The organism is Polaribacter dokdonensis, assembly GCF_024362345.1.
Taxonomy (GTDB): domain Bacteria; phylum Bacteroidota; class Bacteroidia; order Flavobacteriales; family Flavobacteriaceae; genus Polaribacter; species Polaribacter dokdonensis.
Genome location: NZ_CP101505.1, coordinates 81,706 through 107,357, shown reverse-complemented (window position 1 = coordinate 107,357; position 25,652 = coordinate 81,706). Strand labels below are relative to the sequence as shown.

At 31.2% G+C, this 25,652-nt stretch carries 17 protein-coding genes; 7 read left to right on the top strand and 10 right to left on the bottom strand.

Going from position 1 to position 25,652, the window contains the following annotated elements:
• Nucleotides 1-26: 26 nt before the first annotated feature.
• The 3 genes from pgmB to LPB302_RS00455 all read right to left on the bottom strand — a co-directional run bounded on the left by pgmB (nucleotide 27) and on the right by LPB302_RS00455 (nucleotide 3,240).
• Entirely contained in the window at nucleotides 27-680 is a 654-nt protein-coding gene (gene pgmB, locus LPB302_RS00465) for a beta-phosphoglucomutase (RefSeq protein WP_053975334.1), read from the bottom strand.
• 7 nt (nucleotides 681-687) lie between these two features.
• Entirely contained in the window at nucleotides 688-2,037 is a 1,350-nt protein-coding gene (locus tag LPB302_RS00460) for an MFS transporter (protein WP_053974392.1), read from the bottom strand.
• Between the two features lie 183 nt (nucleotides 2,038-2,220).
• The gene (locus LPB302_RS00455) at nucleotides 2,221-3,240 is read right to left on the bottom strand and encodes a LacI family DNA-binding transcriptional regulator (protein ID WP_053974391.1); all 1,020 of its coding nucleotides are present in this window, start codon (nucleotides 3,238-3,240) and stop codon (nucleotides 2,221-2,223) included.
• A 198-nt stretch (nucleotides 3,241-3,438) separates the two neighbouring features.
• Between LPB302_RS00455 and LPB302_RS00450 the strand changes: the two genes are divergently transcribed.
• The 5 genes from LPB302_RS00450 to LPB302_RS00430 all read left to right on the top strand — a co-directional run bounded on the left by LPB302_RS00450 (nucleotide 3,439) and on the right by LPB302_RS00430 (nucleotide 13,653).
• Complete coding sequence (locus LPB302_RS00450) at nucleotides 3,439-6,345, top strand: SusC/RagA family TonB-linked outer membrane protein (protein ID WP_053975333.1); 2,907 nt, start codon at nucleotides 3,439-3,441, stop codon at nucleotides 6,343-6,345.
• 14 nt (nucleotides 6,346-6,359) lie between these two features.
• On the top strand, nucleotides 6,360-7,973 hold the full coding sequence (locus LPB302_RS00445; RefSeq protein ID WP_340780757.1) for a RagB/SusD family nutrient uptake outer membrane protein: 1,614 nt from the start codon (nucleotides 6,360-6,362) through the stop codon (nucleotides 7,971-7,973).
• An 18-nt stretch (nucleotides 7,974-7,991) separates the two neighbouring features.
• Nucleotides 7,992-9,119 carry a SusE domain-containing protein gene (locus LPB302_RS00440; protein ID WP_053974390.1) on the top strand — a complete coding sequence of 376 codons (1,128 nt, stop codon included), beginning with the start codon at nucleotides 7,992-7,994 and terminating at the stop codon, nucleotides 9,117-9,119.
• A 24-nt stretch (nucleotides 9,120-9,143) separates the two neighbouring features.
• Nucleotides 9,144-10,823 carry a SusE domain-containing protein gene (locus LPB302_RS00435; protein ID WP_053974389.1) on the top strand — a complete coding sequence of 560 codons (1,680 nt, stop codon included), beginning with the start codon at nucleotides 9,144-9,146 and terminating at the stop codon, nucleotides 10,821-10,823.
• Between the two features lie 64 nt (nucleotides 10,824-10,887).
• A complete protein-coding gene (locus tag LPB302_RS00430; protein WP_053974388.1) occupies nucleotides 10,888-13,653 on the top strand; it encodes an alpha-amylase family glycosyl hydrolase in 2,766 nt (921 codons plus the stop codon).
• 34 nt (nucleotides 13,654-13,687) lie between these two features.
• On the opposite strand, the gene LPB302_RS00425 is transcribed toward LPB302_RS00430, so the two are convergent.
• Nucleotides 13,688-14,821: a cysteine desulfurase family protein gene (locus LPB302_RS00425; protein ID WP_053974387.1), complete on the bottom strand. Its 1,134-nt coding sequence runs from the start codon at nucleotides 14,819-14,821 to the stop codon at nucleotides 13,688-13,690.
• Between the two features lie 15 nt (nucleotides 14,822-14,836).
• On the bottom strand, nucleotides 14,837-15,382 hold the full coding sequence (locus LPB302_RS00420) for a DUF8465 domain-containing protein (protein WP_053974386.1): 546 nt from the start codon (nucleotides 15,380-15,382) through the stop codon (nucleotides 14,837-14,839).
• A gap of 63 nt (nucleotides 15,383-15,445) precedes the next feature.
• Between LPB302_RS00420 and LPB302_RS00415 the strand changes: the two genes are divergently transcribed.
• Complete coding sequence (locus LPB302_RS00415; RefSeq protein WP_231658719.1) at nucleotides 15,446-16,081, top strand: low molecular weight phosphatase family protein; 636 nt, start codon at nucleotides 15,446-15,448, stop codon at nucleotides 16,079-16,081.
• Here LPB302_RS00415 and LPB302_RS00410 read toward each other — a convergent pair.
• The 4 genes from LPB302_RS00410 to ppk2 (LPB302_RS00395) are packed head-to-tail and all read right to left on the bottom strand — an operon-like array spanning nucleotide 16,078 to nucleotide 23,134.
• On the bottom strand, nucleotides 16,078-17,031 hold the full coding sequence (locus LPB302_RS00410) for a PorP/SprF family type IX secretion system membrane protein (protein WP_053974384.1): 954 nt from the start codon (nucleotides 17,029-17,031) through the stop codon (nucleotides 16,078-16,080). The genes LPB302_RS00415 and LPB302_RS00410 overlap by 4 nt on opposite strands.
• On the bottom strand, nucleotides 17,031-21,437 hold the full coding sequence (locus LPB302_RS00405; RefSeq protein ID WP_053974383.1) for a T9SS type B sorting domain-containing protein: 4,407 nt from the start codon (nucleotides 21,435-21,437) through the stop codon (nucleotides 17,031-17,033). The genes LPB302_RS00410 and LPB302_RS00405 overlap by 1 nt, the downstream gene beginning before the upstream one ends.
• A gap of 55 nt (nucleotides 21,438-21,492) precedes the next feature.
• On the bottom strand, nucleotides 21,493-22,278 hold the full coding sequence (ppk2, locus tag LPB302_RS00400; protein WP_053974382.1) for a polyphosphate kinase 2: 786 nt from the start codon (nucleotides 22,276-22,278) through the stop codon (nucleotides 21,493-21,495).
• Between the two features lie 4 nt (nucleotides 22,279-22,282).
• Nucleotides 22,283-23,134 carry a polyphosphate kinase 2 gene (gene ppk2 / locus LPB302_RS00395; RefSeq protein WP_053974381.1) on the bottom strand — a complete coding sequence of 284 codons (852 nt, stop codon included), beginning with the start codon at nucleotides 23,132-23,134 and terminating at the stop codon, nucleotides 22,283-22,285.
• 101 nt (nucleotides 23,135-23,235) lie between these two features.
• On the opposite strand from ppk2 (LPB302_RS00395), the gene LPB302_RS00390 reads away from it, so the two are divergent.
• Nucleotides 23,236-24,186 carry a lipid A deacylase LpxR family protein gene (locus LPB302_RS00390; RefSeq protein ID WP_053974380.1) on the top strand — a complete coding sequence of 317 codons (951 nt, stop codon included), beginning with the start codon at nucleotides 23,236-23,238 and terminating at the stop codon, nucleotides 24,184-24,186.
• On the opposite strand, the gene LPB302_RS00385 is transcribed toward LPB302_RS00390, so the two are convergent.
• Entirely contained in the window at nucleotides 24,183-25,607 is a 1,425-nt protein-coding gene (locus LPB302_RS00385; RefSeq protein WP_053974379.1) for an ATP-dependent DNA helicase, read from the bottom strand. The genes LPB302_RS00390 and LPB302_RS00385 overlap by 4 nt on opposite strands.
• Nucleotides 25,608-25,652 lie beyond the last annotated feature (45 nt).

Sequence of the window (25,652 nt, the reverse complement as noted above, 5' to 3'; positions counted from 1 at the left end):
TAAAATTATCAAACTCTTAAAACTTTTTATTTTTCTATTAAATCTTTTATAAATTCGATACTGATTTCTGTAAAATCATTGAAATTATGTTGTGCCTCATTTAGCACATTCTTATCTCCTATACCAATACTAGTCATTTTAGCTGCGTTTGCTGCTTGAACACCTGCTACTGCATCTTCGAAAACCACGCAATCTTCCGACTTAACATTTAATTGAGTTGCAGCTAATAAAAACACTTCTGGGTCTGGTTTTGCTTTGGTAACGTTATTACCATCTACAATTGCATCAAAATAAGGTAATAAACCTACTTTTTCTAAAATAGGTCTTGCATTCTTACTAGCAGAACCTAATGCAATTGGTATGTTATTTTGTTTTAAGTATTCTAATACTTTTGGTACATCTGATAAAATTTCAGAGGCATCCATATTTTCTATATACTTTAAATAATCAATATTTTTTTCAATCATCCAAGTATCAAACTCTTCTTGAGTTGCTTCTCTATTACCAATTTCTAATAAAATTTCTAAACAGCGTTTTCTACTTACACCTTTAAAAAGTTCGTTTTGCTCTTTTGTAAATTCAAAACCTAAATCATTGGCTAACTTTTTCCAAGCCAAATAATGGTATTTTGCAGTGTCTACGATTACACCATCTAAATCAAAAATAAATCCTTTCTTCATTTTACTTTTAAACTGTTTGTACTGCATCGTCTACGTCTTTTACTTTGTAGACTAAAGCTGCAGCAATTAAGAAACTAACTCCACTTATCATTAAAGCAAAAATTGCTTCGTTATTATAAGCGTATTTAACTAATGGGCCACCAATTAAAGCATTGATAATTTGTGGTATTACTATAAAGAAATTGAAAATCCCCATATAAACTCCCATTTTTTTGGCAGAAATAGAACCTGCTAAAATTGCATATGGCATTGCTAAAATACTTGCCCAAGCAATACCTACACCTATCATAGAAATAATTAACCAATTTTCATTTGGCATTATATAAATTGATAAAAGCCCTAAACCTCCAATAATTAACGATGTTGCATGTGTTTTCTTTCTACCTATTTTTTTTGCAATGTAAGGTAAAGCAAATGCATAAAAGGCAGATACTAAATTGTATATTCCAAATAATATTCCAACCCAATCACCAGCATTTTGATAGGTTTTACTAGAACTATCTGTAAACTCTAAGCCATATATGTGTTGTGCTATTGCTGGTGTTGCAAAAACCCACATACCAAAAAGGCCAAACCAAGAAAAGAATTGTACCCAACTAAGTTGTTTCATAGTAACAGGCATTTTTTTGAAGTCTTCAAAAATGTCCATTAAACTAGAGTTTACTTTATCTTCTTCAGTTTCTACAGATTCATTATCAAAACTTGCCAATTCTTCTGGTGAGTATTCTTTTGTAGTGGTAACTGTTACTAAAATGGAAAAAATTAAAATTATGGCTCCTATTATAAAAGACCATAATAAGTTTGAAGGCACTAATCCTGAAGATGTTTCATTAGAAACACCAAACCAATTAGTTAAAGCATAAGGAAGCCAAGAGCCAATAACAGCACCAAAACCAATTAAAGCAGTTTGTATACTAAAACCAGCTGTTCTTTGATCTGTTCTTAAATTATCGCCAACTAGTGCCCTAAAAGGTTCCATAGCAATATTAAAAGAAGCATCCATTATCATTAAAAAACCTGCACCAACCCAAAGAGCTGGAAGAAACGCGATAAAGATATCTGCTTGAGGCATTAAGACTAAACCTATAGATGCTAAAATAGCTCCTACTAGAAAGTAAGGTTTTCTTCTACCAAATTTACCCCATGTTTTATCACTATAATAACCTATAATTGGTTGTACAATTAAACCCATTAAAGGTGCTATAATCCAAAACCAAGACAATTCGTGAACATCTGCTCCAAAAATTTGTAGAATTCTACTGGCGTTTGCATTTTGTAGGGCAAAGCCCATTTGTATTCCTAGAAATCCGAAACTCATGTTCCAAATTTGCCAAAAACTTAGTTTACGCTTTTGCATTATCGTAATTATTAATTCGTTACGATAAGTTTTTAGACTTATCAATTATTAAAAGTGTGGAATGAAACTTATTGATAAATCTTAATATGGCAACAAATATATGTTTTTTTTAAATAGTTGATAAAAATAGCACTATAATTTTACGACGACGGTTTCGTAACAAAAAAGTATAAAAAAAGACTACTATAACGTTTTCGTAGATTCTCTGAGTTTCAAATCGCTAGAAATCACTATTTTTTTCGGTTTAAAATCGGCAGTTTCATTTTCTATTCGCTGAATTAATAAATCAACTGCTTGCTGTCCCATTGTAAATCCATGTTGTGCAATAGTAGTAATAGAAGGTGATGAATATTCTGAGATTAATCCATCTGTAAAACCTATTATAGAGATGTCTTTTGGTACAGTATAACCTCTCTCTTTAGCTATTCTCATTGCATTTGCAGCATATATTTCATTTACAGCAAAAACGCCATCTATCTCCTTTTCAAATACTTTTGCTATTTGAGGTTTTAGTGGTTTTTTCTCATCAATCTCTACAATAATATCTCTATCAGTTTTAATGTAATGCTCTATAAGTGCTTTTTCATATCCTTGTCTTCTTAAAGCTCCTACATTTACATGATTTGGTGTAGTGATTAATGCAATATTTTTACGCCCATTTTCTAACAAATGATTAGTGGCTTTATAACCAGCTCCTACATCATCTACCACTACTTTATCACATAAAATTTCGTCTACAACCCTATCAAATAAAACAAATGGAATCTCTTCTGAAACTAAACCTTTAAAATGATTAAAGTCTTTGTTCTCCAATGTTTCACCAGCAACAGAAACTATTATACCATCTACACTTCCATTAGATAATACCTTTAAAGTTTCTACCTCTTTCTTATAAGATTCGTTAGAAAAACAGACCATAATATTATAGCCCTTTTTATTAGCTCCATCCTCTATTCCACTAATAACTGTTGAGAAAAAATGATGTACAATTTTTGGCAATATTACCCCAATAACTTTCGTTTTTTGATTTCTTAATTGTAGTGCTAAATGATTGGGTTTATAGTTGTATAAATTAGCATAAGCCTGAATCTTTTCTTTAGTATCCTTACTAATCTCATGACTATCTTTTAAAGCCTTTGATACAGTTGATGTACTTACCCCTAATTCTTTGGCAATTGTTTTTATGGTAATTTTTTGCTTCATTCTTTATTGATAAAAAATAATTGATCTGTATTTATTGCTAATCTAATGATTTTTACAACAAAAAAGTTGTCAACACGAAACCGTTTTCGTAAGTTAAAGTTTCTTGGAAATACCTCCCTGTAACATATATTTACTATGTGGAATGTAAATTTATTGTTAAGCAAATCAAATTTACAGTTATTATTTAACAAATTATACATGAAAAAATTTAAATTATTGTTAATTGGAATTCTTTTATCCACGTCTTTTGCAACGTTTGCTCAGCAAACTGTAAAAGGTGTAGTAAAAGAAAAATCATCAGGAGAAATTTTACCTGGTGTTAGTGTGGTAGTTAAAGGAACAACAAGAGGTACAGAAACCGATTTTGATGGGAACTTTAGTATTGAAAGAGTAAATACTGGTGACGTACTTGTATTTAGATATTTAGGTTATGCCAATAAAGAGGTTACTCTTGGTACTAACTTTAATTTAACAGTCTTATTAGATGAATCATCTGAACAATTAGAAGAAATTGTAGTTGTTGGTTATGGTACTACTACTGTTAAAGATGCTACAGGATCTGTAGAGGCAATTACTGCAAAAGAGTTTACTAAAGGTAACATTGTTACTCCAGAAAACTTATTAAGTGGTAGGGTTGCAGGTGTAAACATTACTACAAGTGGGGCACCAGGTTCTGGATCTCAAATTAGAATTCGTGGAGGATCTTCTCTTAACGCTTCTAATGATCCATTAATAGTAATTGATGGATTACCATTATCAGGTATTAACCTATCTAGTATTAACCCAAATGATATAGAGTCTTTCTCTGTTTTAAAAGATGCCTCTGCTACAGCTATTTATGGTTCTAGAGGTGCAAATGGGGTTATAATTATAACTACCAAAAAAGGTAGAAGTGAATATTCATTAGATTACGATTTTCAAGTTGCATTTGGAGAAATTAAAGACAGAATAAATGTTTTTAACGCAGATGAATTCAGAAACATCATTGCACAACAAAGACCACAAGATGTTGGTTTATTAGGCGCTGCTAGCACAAACTGGCAAGATGAAGTTTTACAGAAATCTGTTTCTACTCAGCATAACCTAAGTGTAAGAGGTCAGGTTTTTAACAGAATTCCTACAAGATTATCTGTTAACTTTTCTGAAATAGAAGGTAATATATTAACCTCTCAGTTTGATAGAGCGAACGTTTCTTTATCAATGAATCCATCATTTTTTGATGATCATTTAAAAGTTAGCTTAAACTATAATAGAGCATTTGTAAATTCTCGATCTGCAGATGCAGGTCAAATAAATGCAGCTTTAAGATATGACCCAACACAACCTGTATATGATGCATCTTCTCCTTTTGGAGGCTTTTATCAGCACATTAACAGAACTCCTGGAGGTATTTTAATTCAAAATGGAACAAGAAACCCTGTTGCTGCTTTATTACAAAGCAACAATACTTCTAATACATTTAGACAGTTTGGTAACTTTAAAGTAGATTATAAGTTACATTTCTTACCAGAAGTAACTGCAACTTTTTTAGTTGGTTTCGATAAATCTACCCAAGAAGGATCATTCTTTAATCCATTAAATAGCCCTGCCAACTATACAGATTTATTTGTAGGTGCAGAAGGGTCATTCTTAAATGAATTTAATAATGAGAACTTAGATGCTTATTTAAACTACACCAACACGTTTGGTAAAGTTAAATTAGATGCTATGGTTGGTTACAACTACCAATCATTTAATGGTTCTGGAAACAATACAGGAAACCTTAGAAATCCTAATGATGCTGGGTTTACAACGTATACAAACACACCAGTTGTTTTAATTGGTTTTATAGGTAGAACAAACTTTACGTTTAATGAGAAATACTTACTAACATTAAACTACAGAAGAGATGGTACTTCTAGATTCGGACCAGAAAATAGATGGGGAGATTTTGGAGGAGCTGCTTTAGCTTGGAGAATTAGTGATGAAGATTTCATGAAAGACAGCAAAGTTTTCTCTGATTTAAAATTAAGAGCAAGTTATGGTTTAAATGGACAGCAAGAAGGTATTAGTGGAGACTTATACTTAGACAGATATCGTTTTGGAAACCAAGGTTCAGGATATATTTTTGGTGGTAACCCAATTCAATCAACTATTCCTTCTGAAAGAAGTAATTTACGTTGGGAAGATGTTGCTACTATAGAAGTAGGTGTAGACTTTGGTTTATTTGACAACAAATTTACGGGTTCTATCAACGCTTTCCAGAAAAACTCTACAAACTTAATCTCTGATGCACCTGTTGCAGATGGTTCTAACTTTACCAACAGAGTATTACAGAATATTGGAGACTTACAAGTTAATGGTCTTGAATTTTCTTTAAACGCAGATTTAATTAGATCAGAAGATATTAACTGGAATTTTAATTTTAATGCTACTTATTTAGACAGAGAAATTAAAGAATTAGCTTTAGGTCAAGATATCACTGTAGGAGGAATTGCAGGTGGTACAGGAAACTTTATTCAATTATTTAGAGAAGGTTTTGCACCAAATTCATTCTATGTTTTTAAACAATTATATGATACTTCTGGTGCTCCAATAGAAGGTGCTTATGCAGATTTAAATGGAGATGGAATCATCAATACTCAAGATAGATACTTAAAAGGAAACCCTCAAGCAGATTTTACGTTTGGTTTCCAATCTAACTTCAACTATAAAAATTTCGATTTAGCATTTAACTTAAGAGCAAGTGTTGGTAACTATGTTTACAACAACGTTAATTCTAGTTTAGCTCAATACGATTTATTACAAGACAATGCTGTTTTAGGAAACATTCCAACATCAGTATTAGAAACTAACTTTAACAGTACATCAGACGTTATTATATCTGACTATTATTTAGAAAACGCTTCTTTTTTAAGAATGGATAATATAACATTAGGATATACTTTTGATAGACCAATCAAAAAATTTGCATCAAATAGCATTCGTTTATGGGCTGGTATGCAAAATGTGTTTACAATTACAAACTATTCTGGGTTAGATCCTGAATTAGCTGGTAATGGTATAGATAATACAAATTACCCTAGACCAAGAACATTCTTGGTAGGTGCAAATATTAAATTTTAATTAATAAAGAATTAATGATGAAAAGAATTTTTAAAATAGACAAAATTTCAACGTTCCTTTTGGTGTTGGTAATTGCGCTATCTTCTTGTACTAGTGATTTAGATATTACTCCACAAGATGATCAAGATTTGTTAGGTGAAGATTTCTTTGCCAACGAAACTGCTTATAAAGAATTACTTGCAGGTGTTTATGCAAACCTTTCTTTAACAGGTGTAGATGGCCCAGGTTCTTCTAATATTGATGGTTTAGATGCTGGTACAAGTCAGTTTGGTAGAGTTTTATTATACTTACAAACACTTTCTGCAGACCAAATGATTTGGTCTTATGAAAATGACCCTGGAACACGTGAAATTCAGAGAAATATATGGAATGCAGATGATCCTATTATTTTAGGAATGTTTGGTAGAAGTCATGTTACTATTGCTTTTGCTAACAATTTCTTAAGAGAAACAACTGATGCCAAATTAGATGAAAGAAATGTTTCTGCAGCAACAAGAACTGAAATTACAGCTTACAGAGCAGAAGCAAGATTATTAAGAGCAATGTCTTACTACTACATGATGGATCTTTTTGGTCAAGCAAACTTTTTAACGGAAGACGATGCTATCAACCAACAATCTATAGTATATGATAGAGCTCAGTTGTTCGATTTTATAGAACAAGAATTAACAGCAATTGAAGCTGATTTAGCAGATCCAATGGCTGTAGAGCATGGAAGAGCTAGTAAGGGTGTTGCTTGGATGATTTTAGCAAAAATCTATTTAAATGCAGAAGTATATATTGGTCAAGACAAATACACTGAGTGTATAGATTACTGTAACAAAATTATTGGTGGTGGTTACACACTAGCTTCTAATTATTTACATAATTTTATGGCAGATAACAATACAAACTCTGCTGCTAACGAAATTATTTTCCCTTTAATTTCTGATGGAACTTTTACACAAAACTTTGGTCCAACTACAGTTATGATTAATGGTTCTGTAGGAAGCATTGAAGCCAATGGTGCACCATTAGGAGTAAGTGCTGGTGGTTGGGGTGGAGCTCTAAGAGTTAGAAAGCAATTAGCTTTACTTTTTGAGCCAAGCATCTTTAATAACGATACTAGAAATACAATCATTTCTACTGGTAGAGATATTGAAATCACAGATATTTCAGACAGAGATCAAGGATATATTTTAGAGAAATATTCAAATGCAACTTCTACAGGAAGTTTTGGAGTAGATCAAACTTTTGTAGATACAGATTTCCCATTATTTAGATTGGCAGATGTTTACTTAATGTATGCAGAAGCACATTTAAGAGGTGGAGCTGGAGCCAATGATGCAGATGTTGCTGCATATATTAACTCATTAAGAAGTAGAGCTAACAATCCTCAGAATAATTTAACAATTTCTGATATTACTTTAGATTTTATTTTAGATGAAAGATCTAGAGAATTACATTGGGAAGCACATAGAAGACAAGATTTAGTTAGATATGGCTTATTTACAGGAGGTGCTTACAACTGGGTTTGGAAAGGAAATGGTACAAATGGTATTGCTTTACCAAGTAACTTAAACCTATACCCTATTCCTTCTGCAAGTTTAGCTTCTAATCCAAATTTAACTCAGAATTCTGGGTATTAACTATTAAATAAATTACAAATGATGAAAAATATAAAAAGATTTTCAGCAATTACATTTATTGGATTATTTATGTTAATCTTTAATTCATGTGATGATAATTCTGAATTATTCACTATATCAAATCCAACTCCTCCAACATTGGCAGAGCTTGGTTTTACAGACCTAGAATTAGATGCTGTAAATACGAACAATCCAGCTGTAACCTTAAATTGGATGGAAGCAGATTATGGGCAACAAGCTTCTATAAATTATAATATAGAATTTGCTATGGATGAGGCTTTTACTTCACCAGTAGTAGCAGCTACTGTTACAGGTAGATCTTCTGTTACTTTATCTGTAAACGAAGTAAACTCAGCAGCAGGTAATGCTGGCTTAAACCCTTTTGAATGGGCTACTTTATATACTAGAGTAATTGCAACTTTAGGTTCGCAAAACTCAGAAAGCGCTGTTTCAAATACAATTCAGTTTAGAGTGTATCCATATTTCAACTACACATTCAATGATTTTTATTTAGTAGGAGATGCAACAGCTCCAGGTTGGGAAAACAATAACAACAACCCAGCTCTTTTTAGAGATGCTAGTGATAGTAATGTATATTATTATACTGGAAAATTTGCAGGAAATGGACATTTCAAAGTGTTATCAACTAAAGGTTTATGGCAACCACAATATGGTACAGATAGTGCTTCTAAAAATCCTGATGGAACATCATCAGGAGAAGTTGGTGCTAATTTAGGTAGTGGTTCTGATCCAGAACGTTTTCCTTACGCAGGTGGAGATGGAATACCAGAAGGTTTCTATACATTTAAAATTAATTTTGCAAGTAACACATTTAGCTTTGATAGTTTTGATGCTTCAGGAATTACAAGTCCTGCTTCATTAACATTACAAGGATCTAGTACAGCAAACGTAACTATGAATCAATTATCTTTTGATGGTCATTTATGGTATGCAAATAGTGTAAGACTTACTCCTGGAGATGTATCTTTTGTTACAGACAGTGGTGCAAATTGGGGTAGCTCTTCTTCTTTTTCAGGAGTAGCTGCAAATGGAGGTGATGCAATACCAGTTATTGTAGAGGATGATTACGATGTTTGGTTTAATGACCTAACAGGACGTTATATTTTAATTCCTTTAAACTTATAATAAACAAATATTAAAAATTATAAAATGAAAAAATATTTAAAAAGAGTAAGTTTCCTCCTACTTTCATTAACCTTATTATTAGGTTCTTGTGAAGTGGAAGATAGCTTAACATTAACAAGTCCAGATGCTGCATTTACTTTAGATACACCAGGAATTAGTAGTGTATTCTTAAACTTTGCACTTCCTAGCAATCCTGCCTTTACAATTTCTTGGCAAGATGAACTTAATGCTGGTTCAGATTATACTGTAGAAATGGCTACTGATGCAGAATTTGTAAGCCCTATTACTTTAGGAACTACTACCAATAGTAATTTCTCAATGACTGTAAGTGACTTTAATGACGCAATTAACAATGCAGGTGTAACCAACTTTAGAGATGTTGCAGTTTACATGAGAGTTCAATCAGGTGGTAATACTTCTAATTCTATATTATTATTAGTAACAACTTATCCTGTAGACGCTCCTACCTTTGCAAGTATTTCTGATGGAGATTCCTTTGTATTATCTTTAGATAACAACGATCTAGAAGCTGTAAATGTAACTTGGGATGATCCTATTTTAGATTCTACTTTAGCTATTGATATAGACTATACTTTAGAAGCTGCAACACCAAATACATCATTTGTAGATGCAATTGAAGTTGGTGCAGTTAGAAATATGAATGCTATTTCTATAACAAATTCTCAATTAAATGCAGTTGCTATACAATCTGGAATTGCAGTTGATGCTTCTGGAGATTTAGAAATGAGATTAAGATCTGTAATTACAGACGCTGCTTCAGGTACTGTTTTAGAAAGAATAACAGAAACTGTAACCGTAAATGTAACTACATATTTAACAGTTTTAGATTTATCTACTACTTGGGGTATTGTTGGTTCTGCAGCAAATGATTGGGGTGCAACTCCAGATTTACCTTTCTTTAAAACAGATGTTGATGGAGTTTTAGTGGCTTACGTAAACTTAATCGATGGTGAATTTAAATTTAGAGAAAACAACGACTGGAGCAATAACTTAGGTAGTGATAGTGCTACAGGTGGTGATGTAACATCTAATGGAGGTAACATTCCTGTAAGTGCAGGTTCTTATAAAATTGGTTTAGATTTAAATAACAACACATATTCAATAGAAAACTTTTCTTTAGGTATTGTTGGTTCTGCAGCTAATGATTGGGGTGCAACTCCAGATTTAATGTTAGAATACGATCCTTTTTCTGATGTATTTAGAGGATTAGTTACTCTTGTAGATGGTGAAATGAAATTCAGATTAAACAATGACTGGGGTAATAACTGGGGAGATGATGGAGTTGATGGAACTATGGATCCTGGAGGAGCAAACATTGCTGTTTCTGCTGGTACTTACTTTGCTACAGTAAACTTTAAAGACTTAACATATACTTTAGAACCTGTTACAAATGTTTGGGGTCTTGTAGGTGGTGCTTATAATGATTGGGGTGCTTCTCCAGATGCACAGTTTAAAAGAGACTGGTCTAAACCATTTAATGATGTTTGGATTTTAGAAAACGTTACTTTAATAGATGGTGAATACAAATTCAGATCTAATAATGATTGGGGAACTAATTATGGAGATTCTGATGGTGATGGAGTATTAGAATTAAATGGTGGTAATTTAAATACTACTGCTGGTACTTATTCTTTTGTGTTAGATTTCTCTAACCCAGATGCACCAACATATACCAAAAATTAATATTCTTTTTAAAATTTTTAAGAGCTATCTATTCAGATAGCTCTTATTTTTTAATTAAATTCTTATGAAAAAAAACATATACATTCTTTTTCTTTTTATTTCATCAATTGGATTAAGCCAAGTGCAAAATGCAACCTTTGCTGTTTCTCCTAGTACTTTCGATGAAACAGATGAAATAACAATTACTGTATCTAATGTAAACCCTGCAACTTGGGGTGTTTCAGACATTTATTTATGGACCTGGTCTTTCGATTCAAACTTTGAGAATATTGCAGATTCTCCAACCAATGGTAGTTGGACCAATTCTAACGAAGCTCAAAAACTAACAAATAATGGTAATGGAACTTATTCTATAAGCTTTACTCCTACTACTCTTTACAATAGAACTGGTATTGGTAGAATTGGTTTTTTAGTAAAAGCCAAAAATGGAGATGGAGATAAAAAATCTCAAGACCAATTGTATGATGTTGGTAAATTTCAAATTACATTAACAGCTCCAACTGAAACAACTTCAATTATAGAAAGTGGTACTAACTTTCAAATTACTGCTACAACATCTTTAGCAGCTAATTTCAATTTAAAGGCTAATGGAGTTTCTATTGATCAGCAAATGAATTTATCATCTTACAGCTTTTCGTTAATACCAACAGAGAATACATCATTTGTATTAGAAGCAAACAATAATGGAGATATTCAAACCAAAGAATTTAATTTGGTTGTAAAACCAACAGTTACAGAAGCTGCATTACCATTAGACATTAAAGATGGCTTAACAATTAATGCAACTGACAACACTAAAGCTACACTAGTTTTATATGCTCCAAACAAGGAGTTTGTGCATGTAATTGGCGATTTTAATAATTGGGAAATAGATAACAATTATTTGCTAAAAAAAGACAGTAGCAAAGACCGTTTTTGGATTGAACTAACAGGTTTAAACCCAGAAACAAATCACATGTATCAATATTTAGTTGATGCTAAAATTAGAATAGCAGACCCATACTCTACTCAAATTCTAGATCCTACAGAAGATATTTATATAGATAGTACTACCTATCCAGATTTACCTTCATATCCTACAAACGCTACAACAGATGCTGTAAGTTTCTTTAAAACTGGTGAAGCTGAATACGTTTGGCAAACTACCAATTTTACAAAACCAGCAAAAACAGATTTAGTTATTTACGAATTGTTAATTCGTGATTTTGATGAACTTCATAGCTTTGATGCTGTAAAAGCAAGATTGGATTATTTACAAGGATTAGGAATTAATGCTATAGAATTTATGCCAATTAATGAATTTGATGGCAACCTTTCTTGGGGATACAATCCTTCATTTCATATGGCTGTAGATAAATATTATGGCTCTAGAACTGCTTTTAAACAATTAGTAGACGAATGTCATAGAAGAGGAATAGCTGTAATCTTAGATGTAGTTTACAACCATGCAACAGGTCAACATCCTTTTTATAGAATGTATAATACAGACAATGGAGGCACACAAGGCCAAGCAAGTGCAGATAGCCCTTTCTTTAATGTAGTTGCTACACATAGTTATAGCGTTTTTAATGATTTTAATCACCAAAAACAAGGTGTAAAAGATTATGTAAAGAGAACCACTCAATACTTAATTGAAGAATACAAAGTTGATGGTTTCAGATGGGATTTAACAAAAGGGTTTACTCAAAATTGTTTGGGTGATGAAGGTTGTACCAATTCTGAACAAACAGATAGAGTTGAAATACTAAAAGAATATGCAGATTATCAATGGGAAATAGATCCAGAATTCTACATTATTTTCGAACATTTAGGTCCAAATTCTGAAGAAACCAAATGGATTAACTACAGATTAAACGAAGGTAAAGGAATTATGGTTTGGGGAAATCATCATGGAAATTATACTAATGCAACTATTGGTGAGAATACAAGTGGTGCCTCTAATTTTGATTGGATTTCTTATAAAAATAGAGGATGGTCTGTACCTGCAAATGTAAGTTATATGGAAAGTCATGATGAAGAAAGACTAACGTATGCAGCCATTACAAACGGAAAATCGAATGGTGGATACAACATAAAGAATGAAGAAACTGCATTAAGTAGAATGGAGTTATCAGGAGCTTTTTACTTTACGGTTCCTGGTCCTAAAATGATTTGGCAATTTGGTGAACTTGGGTATGATATTAGCATAAACCAAAATGGAAGAACGGGTAATAAACCAATTCTTTGGAACTATTTTGATGATGAAAATCGAAAAGCCATTTACAATACTTGGAGCAAATTAATTCAATTAAAATTAAAGTATGATATTTTTAAAACCTCAGATTTTACCATTGATGCTTCAAATTCAAACGGATTAAAGAAAATTCAATTATCAAATGCTTCTGCTTCAGATATTCAATACATAAATGTGATTGGTAATTTTGGTATAACCACTCAAAATATCAATCCTGTATTTCAACAAACAGGTACTTGGTATGATTTATTGGATGACAACGCTACTTTAAATGTAACAAATACCAATAATTTAATATCATTAGCTCCAGGAGAATTTAAGGTTTATGGTAATAAAGCAGCTGTTTTATCTACAGAAAATATATTTTTAGATGATTCTGTATCACTATATCCAAACCCAGCCAAAGATTCATTTAGCTTATCTATACCAGCAACAAAAGTGATTATTTTTGATGTAAATGGAAAGCAAGTAAAAGAGTTTAAAGGAAATTTTGAACCAAATACCTTATTTTCTACCAATGATTTAGAAAAAGGTTTGTATATTGTAATGTCTCAAAATGCTGAAGGCAAAATTTTAAAGAAATTGATTATCAATTAATTTAAAATTCTTTTTAACCTTAGAAGAGCTGCTTTTAAAGTAGCTCTTCTATTTTTTTTAAGGTAATATCTAACTCTTCTTTAGTAGTATATTTAGAAAAAGAAAAACGCACTGAGGTATTATCTGCTTCCTTACCAGAAAGTATTTCTGCTAACACATGAGAACCTACATTACTTCCACTTTGGCATGCAGAACCTCCAGAAACTGCAATACCAGCCATGTCTAAACTGAACAATAACATATCATTCTGTATAGGAAAACGAACATTTAAAATAGTGTAAGTACTTTCATTAAAATTACCAGAACAACCATTAAACTTGATTTCAGATGATATCTTTTCTAAACCTTCTATAAAGTTCTTTTTAAGTCCTTCTATCTTTTCTTTATCCTTATCTAAATTTTTGTAGGCAATTTCCATGGCTTTCTGCATTCCTAAAATGCTATGCACATTTTCTGTACTAGACCTTGCTCCTCTTTCTTGATCTCCTCCATGAAACATTGGTAAAATACCAGAACCTTTTTTAAAATAGGCAAAACCAACTCCTTTTGGACCATGAAATTTGTGTGCACTTGCTGCTATAAAATCAACCTCAACTTTTAATAAATCTAAATTATAATGACCAATAGTTTGTACAGTATCTGAATGAAAATAAGCGTTATTAGCTACACAAAGAGCACTTACTTGTTCTATGGGTAAAATTGTACCAATTTCATTATTAATGTGCATTAAACTTACCAAAACTTTATCTGAAGATTCAGTTAATAATGCTTCTAAATGATTTAAATCAATAGCGCCTTTTTCATTAACATTTACAAATTGTAAAGAAATGTTTTCTGATTTCTCTAAAAATTCACAAGTATGTAATACAGCATGATGCTCTATTTTAGAAGTGATAATGGTTTGAACTCCTAAATTAAGAACTGCATTTTTTAAAATAAGATTATCTGCTTCTGTGCCACCAGCAGTAAAAACAATTTCGCTAGCAGTTACATTAAAATGTTTCGCAATATTTTTTCTAGCAGTTTCTACTGCAGATTTTGCTTTTCTACCAAATTGATGAGTAGAAGATGGGTTCCCAAAAACGTCTTGCATGCTTTCATGCACTGTTTTTAAAACAACATCGTCTATTTTTGTGGTGGCAGCATTATCTAAATAAATAGCATTCATACTGCAAAAATACAATTAATTCACGTTTTGATAGATATAAACTTCAGTAGCTCCTAAGCCATATTTTTTATAGGAAGCATCGTAATATTTTACAGGATATCTATTCAATAAACTTGTAAGTTCTGCTCTTAAAACGCCTTCTCCTACTCCATGAATAAAAACTATTTTAGAAATGCGTTTTGAGATTGCATACTCAATTTTTCTTTTTGCTGTTGAAATTTGAAGATTCAACATATCATAATTATCTAATCCTCTAGTAGATTTTAGAAGTTGATTAATGTGCAAATCAACTTCTAAAATAACTTCGTTTTTAGTTTTAGTAAATAAACTTTTCTTGGGTTTGTTATCGCTAATTTTTTGGTTTAATAGTGGATTATTAATATCAGAAAATTTAGACAATTCATGCTGATCTTCTTCTATTTTAACCAACTCTCTTTTAGCGAACTTAAATGGCATACCATCTTCTGTTTCAATGGTAATAGCATCTGCATCAATTGCAATTACAATACCTTTTAAAACATCATCTAAAACTGCTACTTTGTTTCCAATTTCTAAACGCATTCTTAACTGTATCTTAATTTAAGGAAATAATGGTAAGTCTTATTTTTGCAGTAAAAATAATTAATGATGTTGAAGACTTCTAATATTTCTGCAAAAAGTTTCTTTATCAGTGCTTTAAAAAGAAATACAATTTTAGAAGACAGAAAAAATCTGTTATTGCAAATAGCTGAAGCTATAGCTAAAGAGTACACCAAGAATGAGGTTGTTAATCTTAATTTTATTTGTACTCATAATTCTAGAAGAAGCCAACTTTCTCAAGTTTGGGCTTTTTTGGCAGCCCATTATTATAAATTAAACATCAACTCTTTTTCTGGAGGAACAGAAGTAACTTCGTTTCATAGAAATACTGTAAAAACCTTGCAAAAAGCTGGTTTTAACTTTCAGTTAGAAGATTTTTCTCATCAGAACCCTAAGTACAATATCTCTTATAGCGATTCTAGAAATACGTTACTTGGCTTTTCTAAATTGTATGATGATGTTGTAAATAAAGAACCATTTATAGCTATAACTACTTGTAATAATGCAGATGAAAATTGTCCGTTTATTGCATCTGCTTCACATCGTTATCACTTGCCCTTTGCAGATCCAAAATCATCTGATGGATCAAGTAATCAAGAAGCAGCTTACCTAGCTGTTAATGAAAAAATTGCAGCTGAAGTTGGTTATATTTTTGCAGCTGTAAAAGAAATTATTTCTTAAAAATAACACTTATTACTTAACAACCACCTTGTGTTTCTTTTCAGATTGATGTCTATGTGAAGAATAAATTCGTGCGTGCTAAAATTGCCTCCAAAAGCTTCAAATCTATGATCATAGGCATAACCAACTCTAAATTTTTCTTTAATAATTAAAGCAAATAAAGCACTTAAAGAGTTTTGATGACGATAAGACAAACCTGCCTCTATTTTATCTTTATAGAAAATATTAGCATTTAAATCTATAGATAATGGTAAATTGGCTGAGTACCTAACCATTGTAGAAGGTTTAAAGATTACACCCTCTCTTAACTCAAATAAATAACCTGCAGTAAGAAAGTAATTCGCATTTTTTGCGAGTCTTGCTTCAGAGAAATTATCTTCTATATAAAATTGTGGTGTTTCTAAAATGTAGGGTATAGATAAACCAGCATAAAATTTTCTATTGTAAAAAAATGCTCCAAAACCTACATTTGGGTATTGACCAGAAATGGATGTGTTTATTTCATTATCAGGAGTAATTGCATTGGCTAAGTTATTATCAAAAAAGGTCAACCCTCCTTTTAATCCAAAAGATAATCTGCTATATTTTGAAGTAATTAAAGTGTAAGATATATCTACATTTACATTATTGGTGGTAGACAAACCTATTTGATCGTTTACAAAAGTTGCTCCTATACCTAAACCTCTTCTTGTTCTACCATTAACTGAAAACGTTCTAGTAGTAGGTGCACCCTCTAAACCTACCCATTGTTCTCTAGACAATGCAGACATGCTTAATTCTGCTCTTGTACCAACATAAGCAGGATTTATAATTTGCATATTATATAAATACTGAGTGTAATTAGGTAATTGTTGAGCATAACTTGAGCTAACTAATAACAACAATAAAACACCAAGAAGTAATTGCTTACTAAATTGAATTTTTAAGATAAAGGATTTAAATTTTCTCATTATCTTATTAATTGTATAAAGTTAGATTTTGGTTTAGTTACACCATCATTATAATCTAAAGTGTAAAAATAAACACCAGTAGATACTGGGTTTCCTTTATAAGTTCCATCCCACCAAGAAGGATTTACATTACCATTATTACTGTAATTAAAAACTTCATTTCCTAGACGATTTACAATAACCAACCTGAAGTTTGGATAATCTTCTACAATACCAGAAATTTTAAAAACGTCACTTACTCCATCTCCATTTGGGGAAAATAAATTAGGATAATCATTGTCTTTAATAGTACCTAGACCTCTTGGCATTGTTGTATTTAATATGTTATCTAAATTGGTTGTAGTTTGTAAAAACAGTTGTTCTGTATCTTCATTTAACCTATCATCTATAGTGATTACATTCTGACTTATTGTGGAAGTAAATGCAGGAATACTTGTTAGAATATTGATAGGTTCGTAATCCTCTGTAGCAAATGTGGTGTCATCTATAGTTTCTAAAATAATATTTATAGGTAAATAATTCTGCATGGGTTCAGAATTAGCATTCAACAATGTAATTGTAAATTCTAAAATGGCACCTTCTTCTACAATAGGATTTGTAATTTCTACAAACGGGTTAGGATCTACATCCACTATAATAGCCACTTTTTGTAAATCTTGAACACCAACATTATTACTGGTAACAACACCTAGAACGTCTAAATTTTCTTCCTCTAATTCGTTTAAATTATCCAAATTAGAGCTTATTGAAAAAGAAATTTGAGTATTGGCATTATTAGGATCTACTGTACCATCAATAACAACAACTTCAGAAATTGCTGTGTAATCATCTGGACTTATAGCCAAATCATCAGTGGTAATAATATTAATTGCAATTGGTGTTGATGATGGGTTACTAAGGGTAATTGTATGCACTAAATCTATACCCTCATCTTCTCTAGAATCATCCATAGTAATTGATGGTGGATCATCATTATCTAGTATAGTACCAATACCTGTTATTGTTATATTATCTGTATTATTTGAAGTTACAGTGCCCACTAATGAGAATAATTCTGATAGTTCTGCAATTATATCTTCTAAAGAATTTACAGAAAATTGAGCTGTATTTGTAAAAGGCGGAATTGTAAAATCTACATTATTAATGGCAGTAAAATCGAAAGGTGCAGTTGCTACTTCAAATTGTGCTGTATTCGTTGTTCCGTTTTCTGTAGAAAAATTTATTTCAATAGGTGTTGCACTTTCAATTAAAATAGAATTATCTCTTTTAGTGACTAAGGTTAATATAAAATCGAAAGTATTGCCTTCTGTTTCAGAAACATCATTAATTAAAATTTCAATAGCGATAATTTCTCTCCAATCTCGTTCTTCTGTATCTACATTATCTGCATTAGGAAAACTTAATGGAGTTTGACTATTTGTTGGGTTAATTACTGTATTATCATTATCAAAAGCGTCATCTAGACCATCATTATCTGCATCTGTATTTGAGGCCACAATTTCTGGATTTCCATCTGCATCTGTATCCCAACCTTCAATAAAATCTTCACGAATATCACCATCAGAATTTGTATCTAAATAATCTACTATTCCATCATTTTCGGTATCAATTGGGTTTAATCCATTCGGATATGCTGTATCAACACCTAAACTATTTACTATACCATTTAAAGTAACGTAATTTGCGGTTAATTGAGCTTCAATATTATCAACAATTCCATCTGCATCTGAATCAATATCTAAAAAATCAAAATTAGTATCTGTATCTGAGTTAAGAATGGTATAAGTTATAGTTGCAGTTATAGCATCATTATTTTCTAAAGTATTATCTAATCCATTTGCACCAACATTATTATTTGTTGTACCATCATTATTAGTGTCTTCATCAAAATTTCCTGCTTCATAAATATCCAATATTCCATCATTATCAGAATCTAAATCTAGATGATTTGGCACTCCATCATTATCGAAATCAAAAAGATCTACAATTCCATCTCCATTTGTATCTACTCCAAAATCTGTGTCTCTATAATTAGGAATAAAATCTGCATCATCATCTTGCAAAGGATCTAAACCATTGTATTCATCTAAATCTGGAATTGTATCATTATCATCATCTAAATCTAATGAGTTGATAACTGAATCTCCATCTGAATCTGTAGAAGCATCTACATCAGCATCTGCACTAGAAGTAACTGCTGTTCCTAAAGGATCTCTTGCAGAAAAAGTAGCAGTATTTATACCAATACATGCTTCAGCATAAACTACAGAAAATTGTACTGTAATTGTTTCATCAGCCATTAAAACCCCATCTGTACCAATAAAAATATTGGTGTCTGTTACTCCATTAAAGTTCGCATTTATGGTAGGATCTGTTGTTGCTGTAGAATTGGAAATTATTGGTCTATTTACAGAAACTATATTACCTCCACAACTGTTAGTTAAATCATCTATTACCTGTAATTCGTTTAATTGAACAGCTTCACTACTGTTCTGAAAAGTGATTTGAAAGGTGACTTCTTCGTGTTCTAAAATACCATTTGGCACAGAATTTACAGAGGTTATAGTTTTTGAAGCATCAGTATCTGTATCAAATAAAAAGCGCATACTACTTGTAACACACTCACATTGATTAGCTGATGAAGGACTTTCTGTTGGAGAACTCACAACATAATATCTATCTAAATGATCTCCCAAATTATCTGACCAAATTACATAAGAATCAGACCTTCTTCTTGCTGTAGTTGTTTCATCATAATTGTCATCTCCTCCTTGTGTGAATGATCTGGCATTTTGATAGAAAAAACTATATCTAGTTGATGCATAAGGCTCTATAAGATAAAACAATTCTAAAACCACAACTTCGCCAGCAGCTAAAGAGTTGTTAGTAGACAGTAAAAAGGTATCATTTTCACCATCATAATTTGGGTTGATGGTAACTGCTGGACCAGAAGCTTGTTGAATTCTTAGTTCTGTAAACGTAATTCCATTATCTATAAAATTACCTAAACCCATGTTATAGTTTATGTTATTTGCTGTTGATGCACCTTCATTGGTAATAATAACAGTATTTGTATAGTCGTAAGTTCCATCTGGATTTATAGTTCCTGGTGGATCTATAGAATCGTTAAATTCTGGGACAAATAAACCAGCAGTAACAATAGCTTCTGTTGTATGAAAATCTGTAAGGGTTAATGTTTCTGAATCATTACCTCTATTTGTAGTAATATTTATATTATTTGTAAAATCGATTCCTGAGCCTGAAGGAGTTGGGTTAGGTCTACCATCACAAAAAGGATCTATACTTACACAATAGCTTATAGTTACATTTTGCCTTGGATACAAAACTAAATTATCTATGGCATTTTGATTAAAAACAGAGGTTGATGTTGAATTTGAAAAACCAGCATTAATGGCTCCATTTGTAAATTCTCTTGGATAAGCACCATCGTTTACAAAGTCTCTTGTAAATTGATTGTTCTCTACACTAAATTCTGAAACATCAATTACGCAGCCAGAACCAAAAGTACTTTGCAAATCTGTTACGATATCTATATTTCGTATTAAACTAGATTCGTTATAATCTCTAGCAGTGCTAGTGTTTTCTAAGACCATAGTATACCTTACTTTATAGTCTCCATCTACTGTAAAACCCTGATTACAGCTATTAAAACTTGCAATATTTAGTAAATCTGTTACTCTTTCTACCGTAAAAAACAATAAGGCCTGACCTTGAAGAGTACCATCTGTAATTCTGTAAGTAATTACAGGAACATCACCAAAATAATTAGGTGTTGGTATAAATTGATAACTTCCATCTGGATTTAGTGTAAAACTACCTTGTGCAAACACAGCTGTTGTTCCTGCAGAATAACCAATTCCGTTAATTACAAATTCAGTTACAGTTAAAACATCATTATTAATGTCTGTATCATTTACTAGAACACCTGGAGCATCAACGTTTAAAGTTGTATTGATTTCTACAGTGTCATAATCATCCATAGGAATTGGTGCTGTTGGAGGAAAAACTACAGCAATTGTTAAGTTGGCTGAACTTACAAATGTACCATCTGTAATTCTATAAATAATTGTTGGCAAGTCTCCTGTAAAATTGAAAGTCGGATTTAAAAACATACTTCCATCTGCATTTATAGTAATGTCTCCTTCTGCAATAGCAGCAGTATCATTTGCAGAAAATGTTGTGCCATTTACTACAAATTCTGTAACAGTTAAAGCATCTCCATTATCATCTGTATCATTTTGTAAAACACCAGGTGCAGAAAGGTTTAAAGTTGTATTAACTTCTGTTTCGTAATTATCATTATTGGCAACTGGTGCATTTTGCCCAAATGTAATTTGTACTATGAATAAGAAAGAAAAAAGTAGTGTAGAATAGTTTTTTTTCATAGAAACTTTACTCAAGGTAAAAAGTATAACTCATTTTTTTAGAAAATAGTATCTGCTATATTTCTAAATTTTTATCATAAGGAATACTTTTTAATACGTGATTAATAACATTAATTCTAGCCTCTGTTTTTCTATTTGCTCTTATAATTTTCCATGGAGAAAGAACAGTATTCGTTTTTTCGAACATTGCATTTTTATACTCTGTGTACTGATCCCAAAGGTCTTGCGCTTTTTCATCTAACTTTGTCATTTTCCATTGTTTTAATGGATCACTCTTAATGTCTGCAAAACGTTTAGCTTGTTCTTTTTTAGAAATAGACATGTAGATTTTCACTAAATGTATACCAGATTCTAAAATCATTCTTTCAAAATCATTTACCTGATTCATAAACGTATTATATTCTTCTAAAGTACAAAAGCCATTTACAGGTTCTACTACTGCTCTATTATACCAACTCCTATCAAAGAAAACCATTTCTCCTGCTTTTGGTAATTGCTCTACATATCTTTGAAAATACCACTGACTTTGTTCGTCTTTAGTAGGTTTAGGTAAAGCTACAATTCGCATAAAACGTGGATTGATTCTTTCTGTAATTCTTCTAATAGCACCACCTTTTCCTGCAGCATCTCTACCTTGAAAAACTACAATAATTCGTTCATCATTATTAATTGCCCAAGTTTGCATTCTAATCAACTCTACCTGAAGCTTTTTTAGCTTCTTTTGGTAATTTACATATCTTAAAGCTTTATCTACACTTAATGGCTGTTTAGATAAAAGTGCAAGTAAACCCTTTTTAGAATTTAATTTTTTTAAATCTGATTCTGATAATTTATCACTCATACCTTTAATCTATTTTATGAATACTAGATCTATAATAACGCATTACAATATTAGGATCTGGATTTACTGCTGTACCTGCTTCTGATTTCCCTTCATAATCGAATTGTGAAAGTACATGTCTCATAGCTTCTAATCTAGCAGACATTTTATCATTTGTTTTTATAATAACCCAAGGACTATAAGAGGTATGGGTTTTAGAAAACATTTCTTCTTTATAATGTGTGTATTTATCCCAAAGAATTTGACCTTGTCTGTCTACAGGACTAAATTTCCATCTTTTTAAAGGATTTTCTTTTCGCCCTTCAAAGCGTTTACCTTGTTCTTCTTTAGTTATAGATAGCCAAAATTTAATGATGATAACTCCATCTTCATACATCATGTGCTCAAATTCAGGAACTTGCACTAAAAATTGCTTATACTGATTTTCTGTACAGAAACCCATAACTGGCTCTACTACAGCTCTATTGTACCAACTTCTATCGAAAAAAACAATTTCGCCAGGGTTTGGAAGTTCTTTAATATATCTTTGAAAATACCACTGCCCTTTTTCTACTTCTGTGGGTTTATTTAAAGCCACTAATCTACTAGATCTAGGATTTAAATGCTCCATAAACCTACGAATATTACCACCTTTACCAGCAGCATCTCTACCCTCAAAAACTATAGCAACTCTTTTGTTATTTAAAGAAATATAGTTTTGTAATTTAACCAGTTCTATTTGAAGTAAACGCAATTCCTCATCATAAGAAAGTGTTTTTTTTACTTTAGAAAAAGAAACATTTTTCTCTTTGATTAGTTTTAACAGATCTTCATTAGTGTTAATACTATCAAAATCCTCTTCTGTTAATCTTCCCATAGATTTTTCTTTAAAATTAAGAACCCTAAAAATAAAACCTTTTTTTTATTATCGTGTTAAATATTTATCATTTTAAATAGTAAAATTTATATTTGCTATCTATGAAAAGTGCTCTTACTATTGCCTTATTTCTACTACCATTTATAATTCTTTCTCAAGAAAAATTTTCTAAGGAGTTTAGTTTTGTAACTGATAATGATTTGTATGTATCCTTTAAAAGAGATCGATATTATACAAATGGAATGTTCTTAAACTATAGATATATTAAAGACAACTCTAATAATAAATTAGTAAAAAAAATATTTGAATGGCAATTAGGGCATGAAATGTTTACACCTTATAAACCTGTTGTAACAAATATTGATGATCATGATAGGCCTTTTGCTGGTTATTTATATGGAGGTTTTTCAGTAAAAAACGTATACAAAAAAAATAGCATTCTAAATTATGGAGTTCAAATTGGTATTGTTGGGCCTAATGCATATGGACAAGAACTACAAGAGTTTATTCATGATATTTATGGTTTTAAAAAAGCTGAAGGTTGGGAATATCAAATTCAAAATGCATTTGGACTAAACCTTAAAGCCTCTTTCATTCAAAGGTTAGCTTTTAATGAGACTAAAACTTTCGATTTAAACTTAGAAACCTTAGCACAAGTTGGTACAATTTATACTGATGTTAGTGCTGGTTTAAATATGAGATTAGGATTTATTCCTTTGCAAGACATCATGAATTCTATTGGATATAATACCAATTTAAATAATGATGATACAGAATATAAGAGAGAAGCTGAATCTTTCTTTTATATAAAACCAATGGTTAGATATGCCTTTTATGATGCCACATTACAAGGAAGCTTTTTAAATACAAGCAGTGAAGTAACTAAAGAGCTAATACCTGTTGTTTTCGATTTAGAAGTTGGTCTAAAATTCACAGCCAATCGTTTTAATTTTGGCTATGCATTTAACTATAATACTAGCAAATCTGAAAATTTAAGATATACCTATGGTAATAAATATGGAACAATTTTAGTTAGCTATCTAATTCGCTAATCCAAAAAGAATTCATCTTTAAAACCAATTAAGTACAATTTTTCTTGAGTTCTGGTAACTGCTGTATACAACCACCTAAAATACTCTTTAGAAACTCCATTTGGTAAATAAGGTTGTTCTATAAAAACAGTTTTCCATTGGCCTCCTTGAGATTTATGGCAAGTCATAGCATAAGAGAATTTAACCTGTAATGCATTAAAATAGATATTTTTCTTAATCGCTAAAAACTGTTTGTATTTCGATTTTTCATCTGCATAATCTTCTTTTACTGCTTGATACAATTTATTTGATTCCTCATAAGTTAATGACGGACTTTCACTAGAAATAGTATCTAACAATAAAACAGTCTCGAAAGCAGGCATGTTTGGGTAATCAATCATTCGTAATTCTACCTCTGCAAACTTAAAACCATACAATTCTTTAATTGATAATATTTTTAAGACCTGACAAATATCTCCATTAGCAATAAAGCCTGCATCAGAAGATTCTTTTAACCAGAAATAATTGTTCTTAACAACCATCACAAAATCACCTGCAGAAATTTCGTTTTCTTGTCCTCTAATATTTAAACGTATTTGTTGGTTATATTGATTTGCTCTTTTATTAGAACGCACAATAAAAGCAGTATCTTCTACACCATCATTTTCATAAGCTAAAACCAAAGCATCTTCTATATCATAACCATCCTCTAACCTTATGATATCAGGAAAATCTAAATCGAATTTAAAGTTTGCACCATCATTCTGAATTAGAAATCGCAATTGAGTTGCATTTGCCAAAATCCCTGAGTTTTCATGTTGACGCATAACTTCATCTAACTCAATCTCTATAACACTTTTTTGATAATCGATAGATAAAGTATCAGCATCTAAAGCTGGACTTAACGTAAGTTTTACTGGTGGTAATTGGGCTGTATCTCCAATAAAAATCAATTTACAATTTTGACCTTTATCAACATAATTAATTAAATCATCTAGCAAAGAACCATTTTCAAACAATTTTTGATTTTGTCTAGAATCTGGAATCATAGAAGATTCATCTACAATAAAAATGGTATTTCTATGTTTGTTTTGTTGCAAAACAAAATCTACACCTCCATTAGCTTGTTTTTTAGGAAAATAGATTTTTTTATGAATGGTGTAAGCTGGTCTTTTAGAATAAACCGAAATAACTTTTGCTGCTCTACCTGTAGGTGCCAATAGAACTGATTTTTTTTGCGCAGACCATAATGAATTTACAAACGTACTTATAGTAGTAGTTTTACCTGTACCTGCATAACCCTTTAATAAAAACAGTGTATTCTTATCTTCATTAAAAATAAAATTACTCAGTAGTTTTAGCAACTCACCTTGTTTATTTGTAGGAGTGTGAGGAAACTTTTGTTGTAATTCCTTGTTGAAATTAGCAGGGTTTTTTATCATATAAATCTTAAAATATCAAAGATACATTTCTTTATAAAGAAAAAT

Coding starts and splice junctions, on each gene's coding strand:
- pgmB (WP_053975334.1), bottom strand. CDS start 680: ATGAAGAAAGGATTTATTTTTGATTTAGATGGTGTAATCGTAGACACT.
- LPB302_RS00460 (WP_053974392.1), bottom strand. CDS start 2,037: ATGCAAAAGCGTAAACTAAGTTTTTGGCAAATTTGGAACATGAGTTTC.
- LPB302_RS00455 (WP_053974391.1), bottom strand. CDS start 3,240: ATGAAGCAAAAAATTACCATAAAAACAATTGCCAAAGAATTAGGGGTA.
- LPB302_RS00450 (WP_053975333.1), top strand. CDS start 3,439: ATGAAAAAATTTAAATTATTGTTAATTGGAATTCTTTTATCCACGTCT.
- LPB302_RS00445 (WP_340780757.1), top strand. CDS start 6,360: ATGATGAAAAGAATTTTTAAAATAGACAAAATTTCAACGTTCCTTTTG.
- LPB302_RS00440 (WP_053974390.1), top strand. CDS start 7,992: ATGATGAAAAATATAAAAAGATTTTCAGCAATTACATTTATTGGATTA.
- LPB302_RS00435 (WP_053974389.1), top strand. CDS start 9,144: ATGAAAAAATATTTAAAAAGAGTAAGTTTCCTCCTACTTTCATTAACC.
- LPB302_RS00430 (WP_053974388.1), top strand. CDS start 10,888: ATGAAAAAAAACATATACATTCTTTTTCTTTTTATTTCATCAATTGGA.
- LPB302_RS00425 (WP_053974387.1), bottom strand. CDS start 14,821: ATGAATGCTATTTATTTAGATAATGCTGCCACCACAAAAATAGACGAT.
- LPB302_RS00420 (WP_053974386.1), bottom strand. CDS start 15,382: ATGCGTTTAGAAATTGGAAACAAAGTAGCAGTTTTAGATGATGTTTTA.
- LPB302_RS00415 (WP_231658719.1), top strand. CDS start 15,446: ATGATGTTGAAGACTTCTAATATTTCTGCAAAAAGTTTCTTTATCAGT.
- LPB302_RS00410 (WP_053974384.1), bottom strand. CDS start 17,031: ATGAGAAAATTTAAATCCTTTATCTTAAAAATTCAATTTAGTAAGCAA.
- LPB302_RS00405 (WP_053974383.1), bottom strand. CDS start 21,437: ATGAAAAAAAACTATTCTACACTACTTTTTTCTTTCTTATTCATAGTA.
- ppk2 (WP_053974382.1), bottom strand. CDS start 22,278: ATGAGTGATAAATTATCAGAATCAGATTTAAAAAAATTAAATTCTAAA.
- ppk2 (WP_053974381.1), bottom strand. CDS start 23,134: ATGGGAAGATTAACAGAAGAGGATTTTGATAGTATTAACACTAATGAA.
- LPB302_RS00390 (WP_053974380.1), top strand. CDS start 23,236: ATGAAAAGTGCTCTTACTATTGCCTTATTTCTACTACCATTTATAATT.
- LPB302_RS00385 (WP_053974379.1), bottom strand. CDS start 25,607: ATGATAAAAAACCCTGCTAATTTCAACAAGGAATTACAACAAAAGTTT.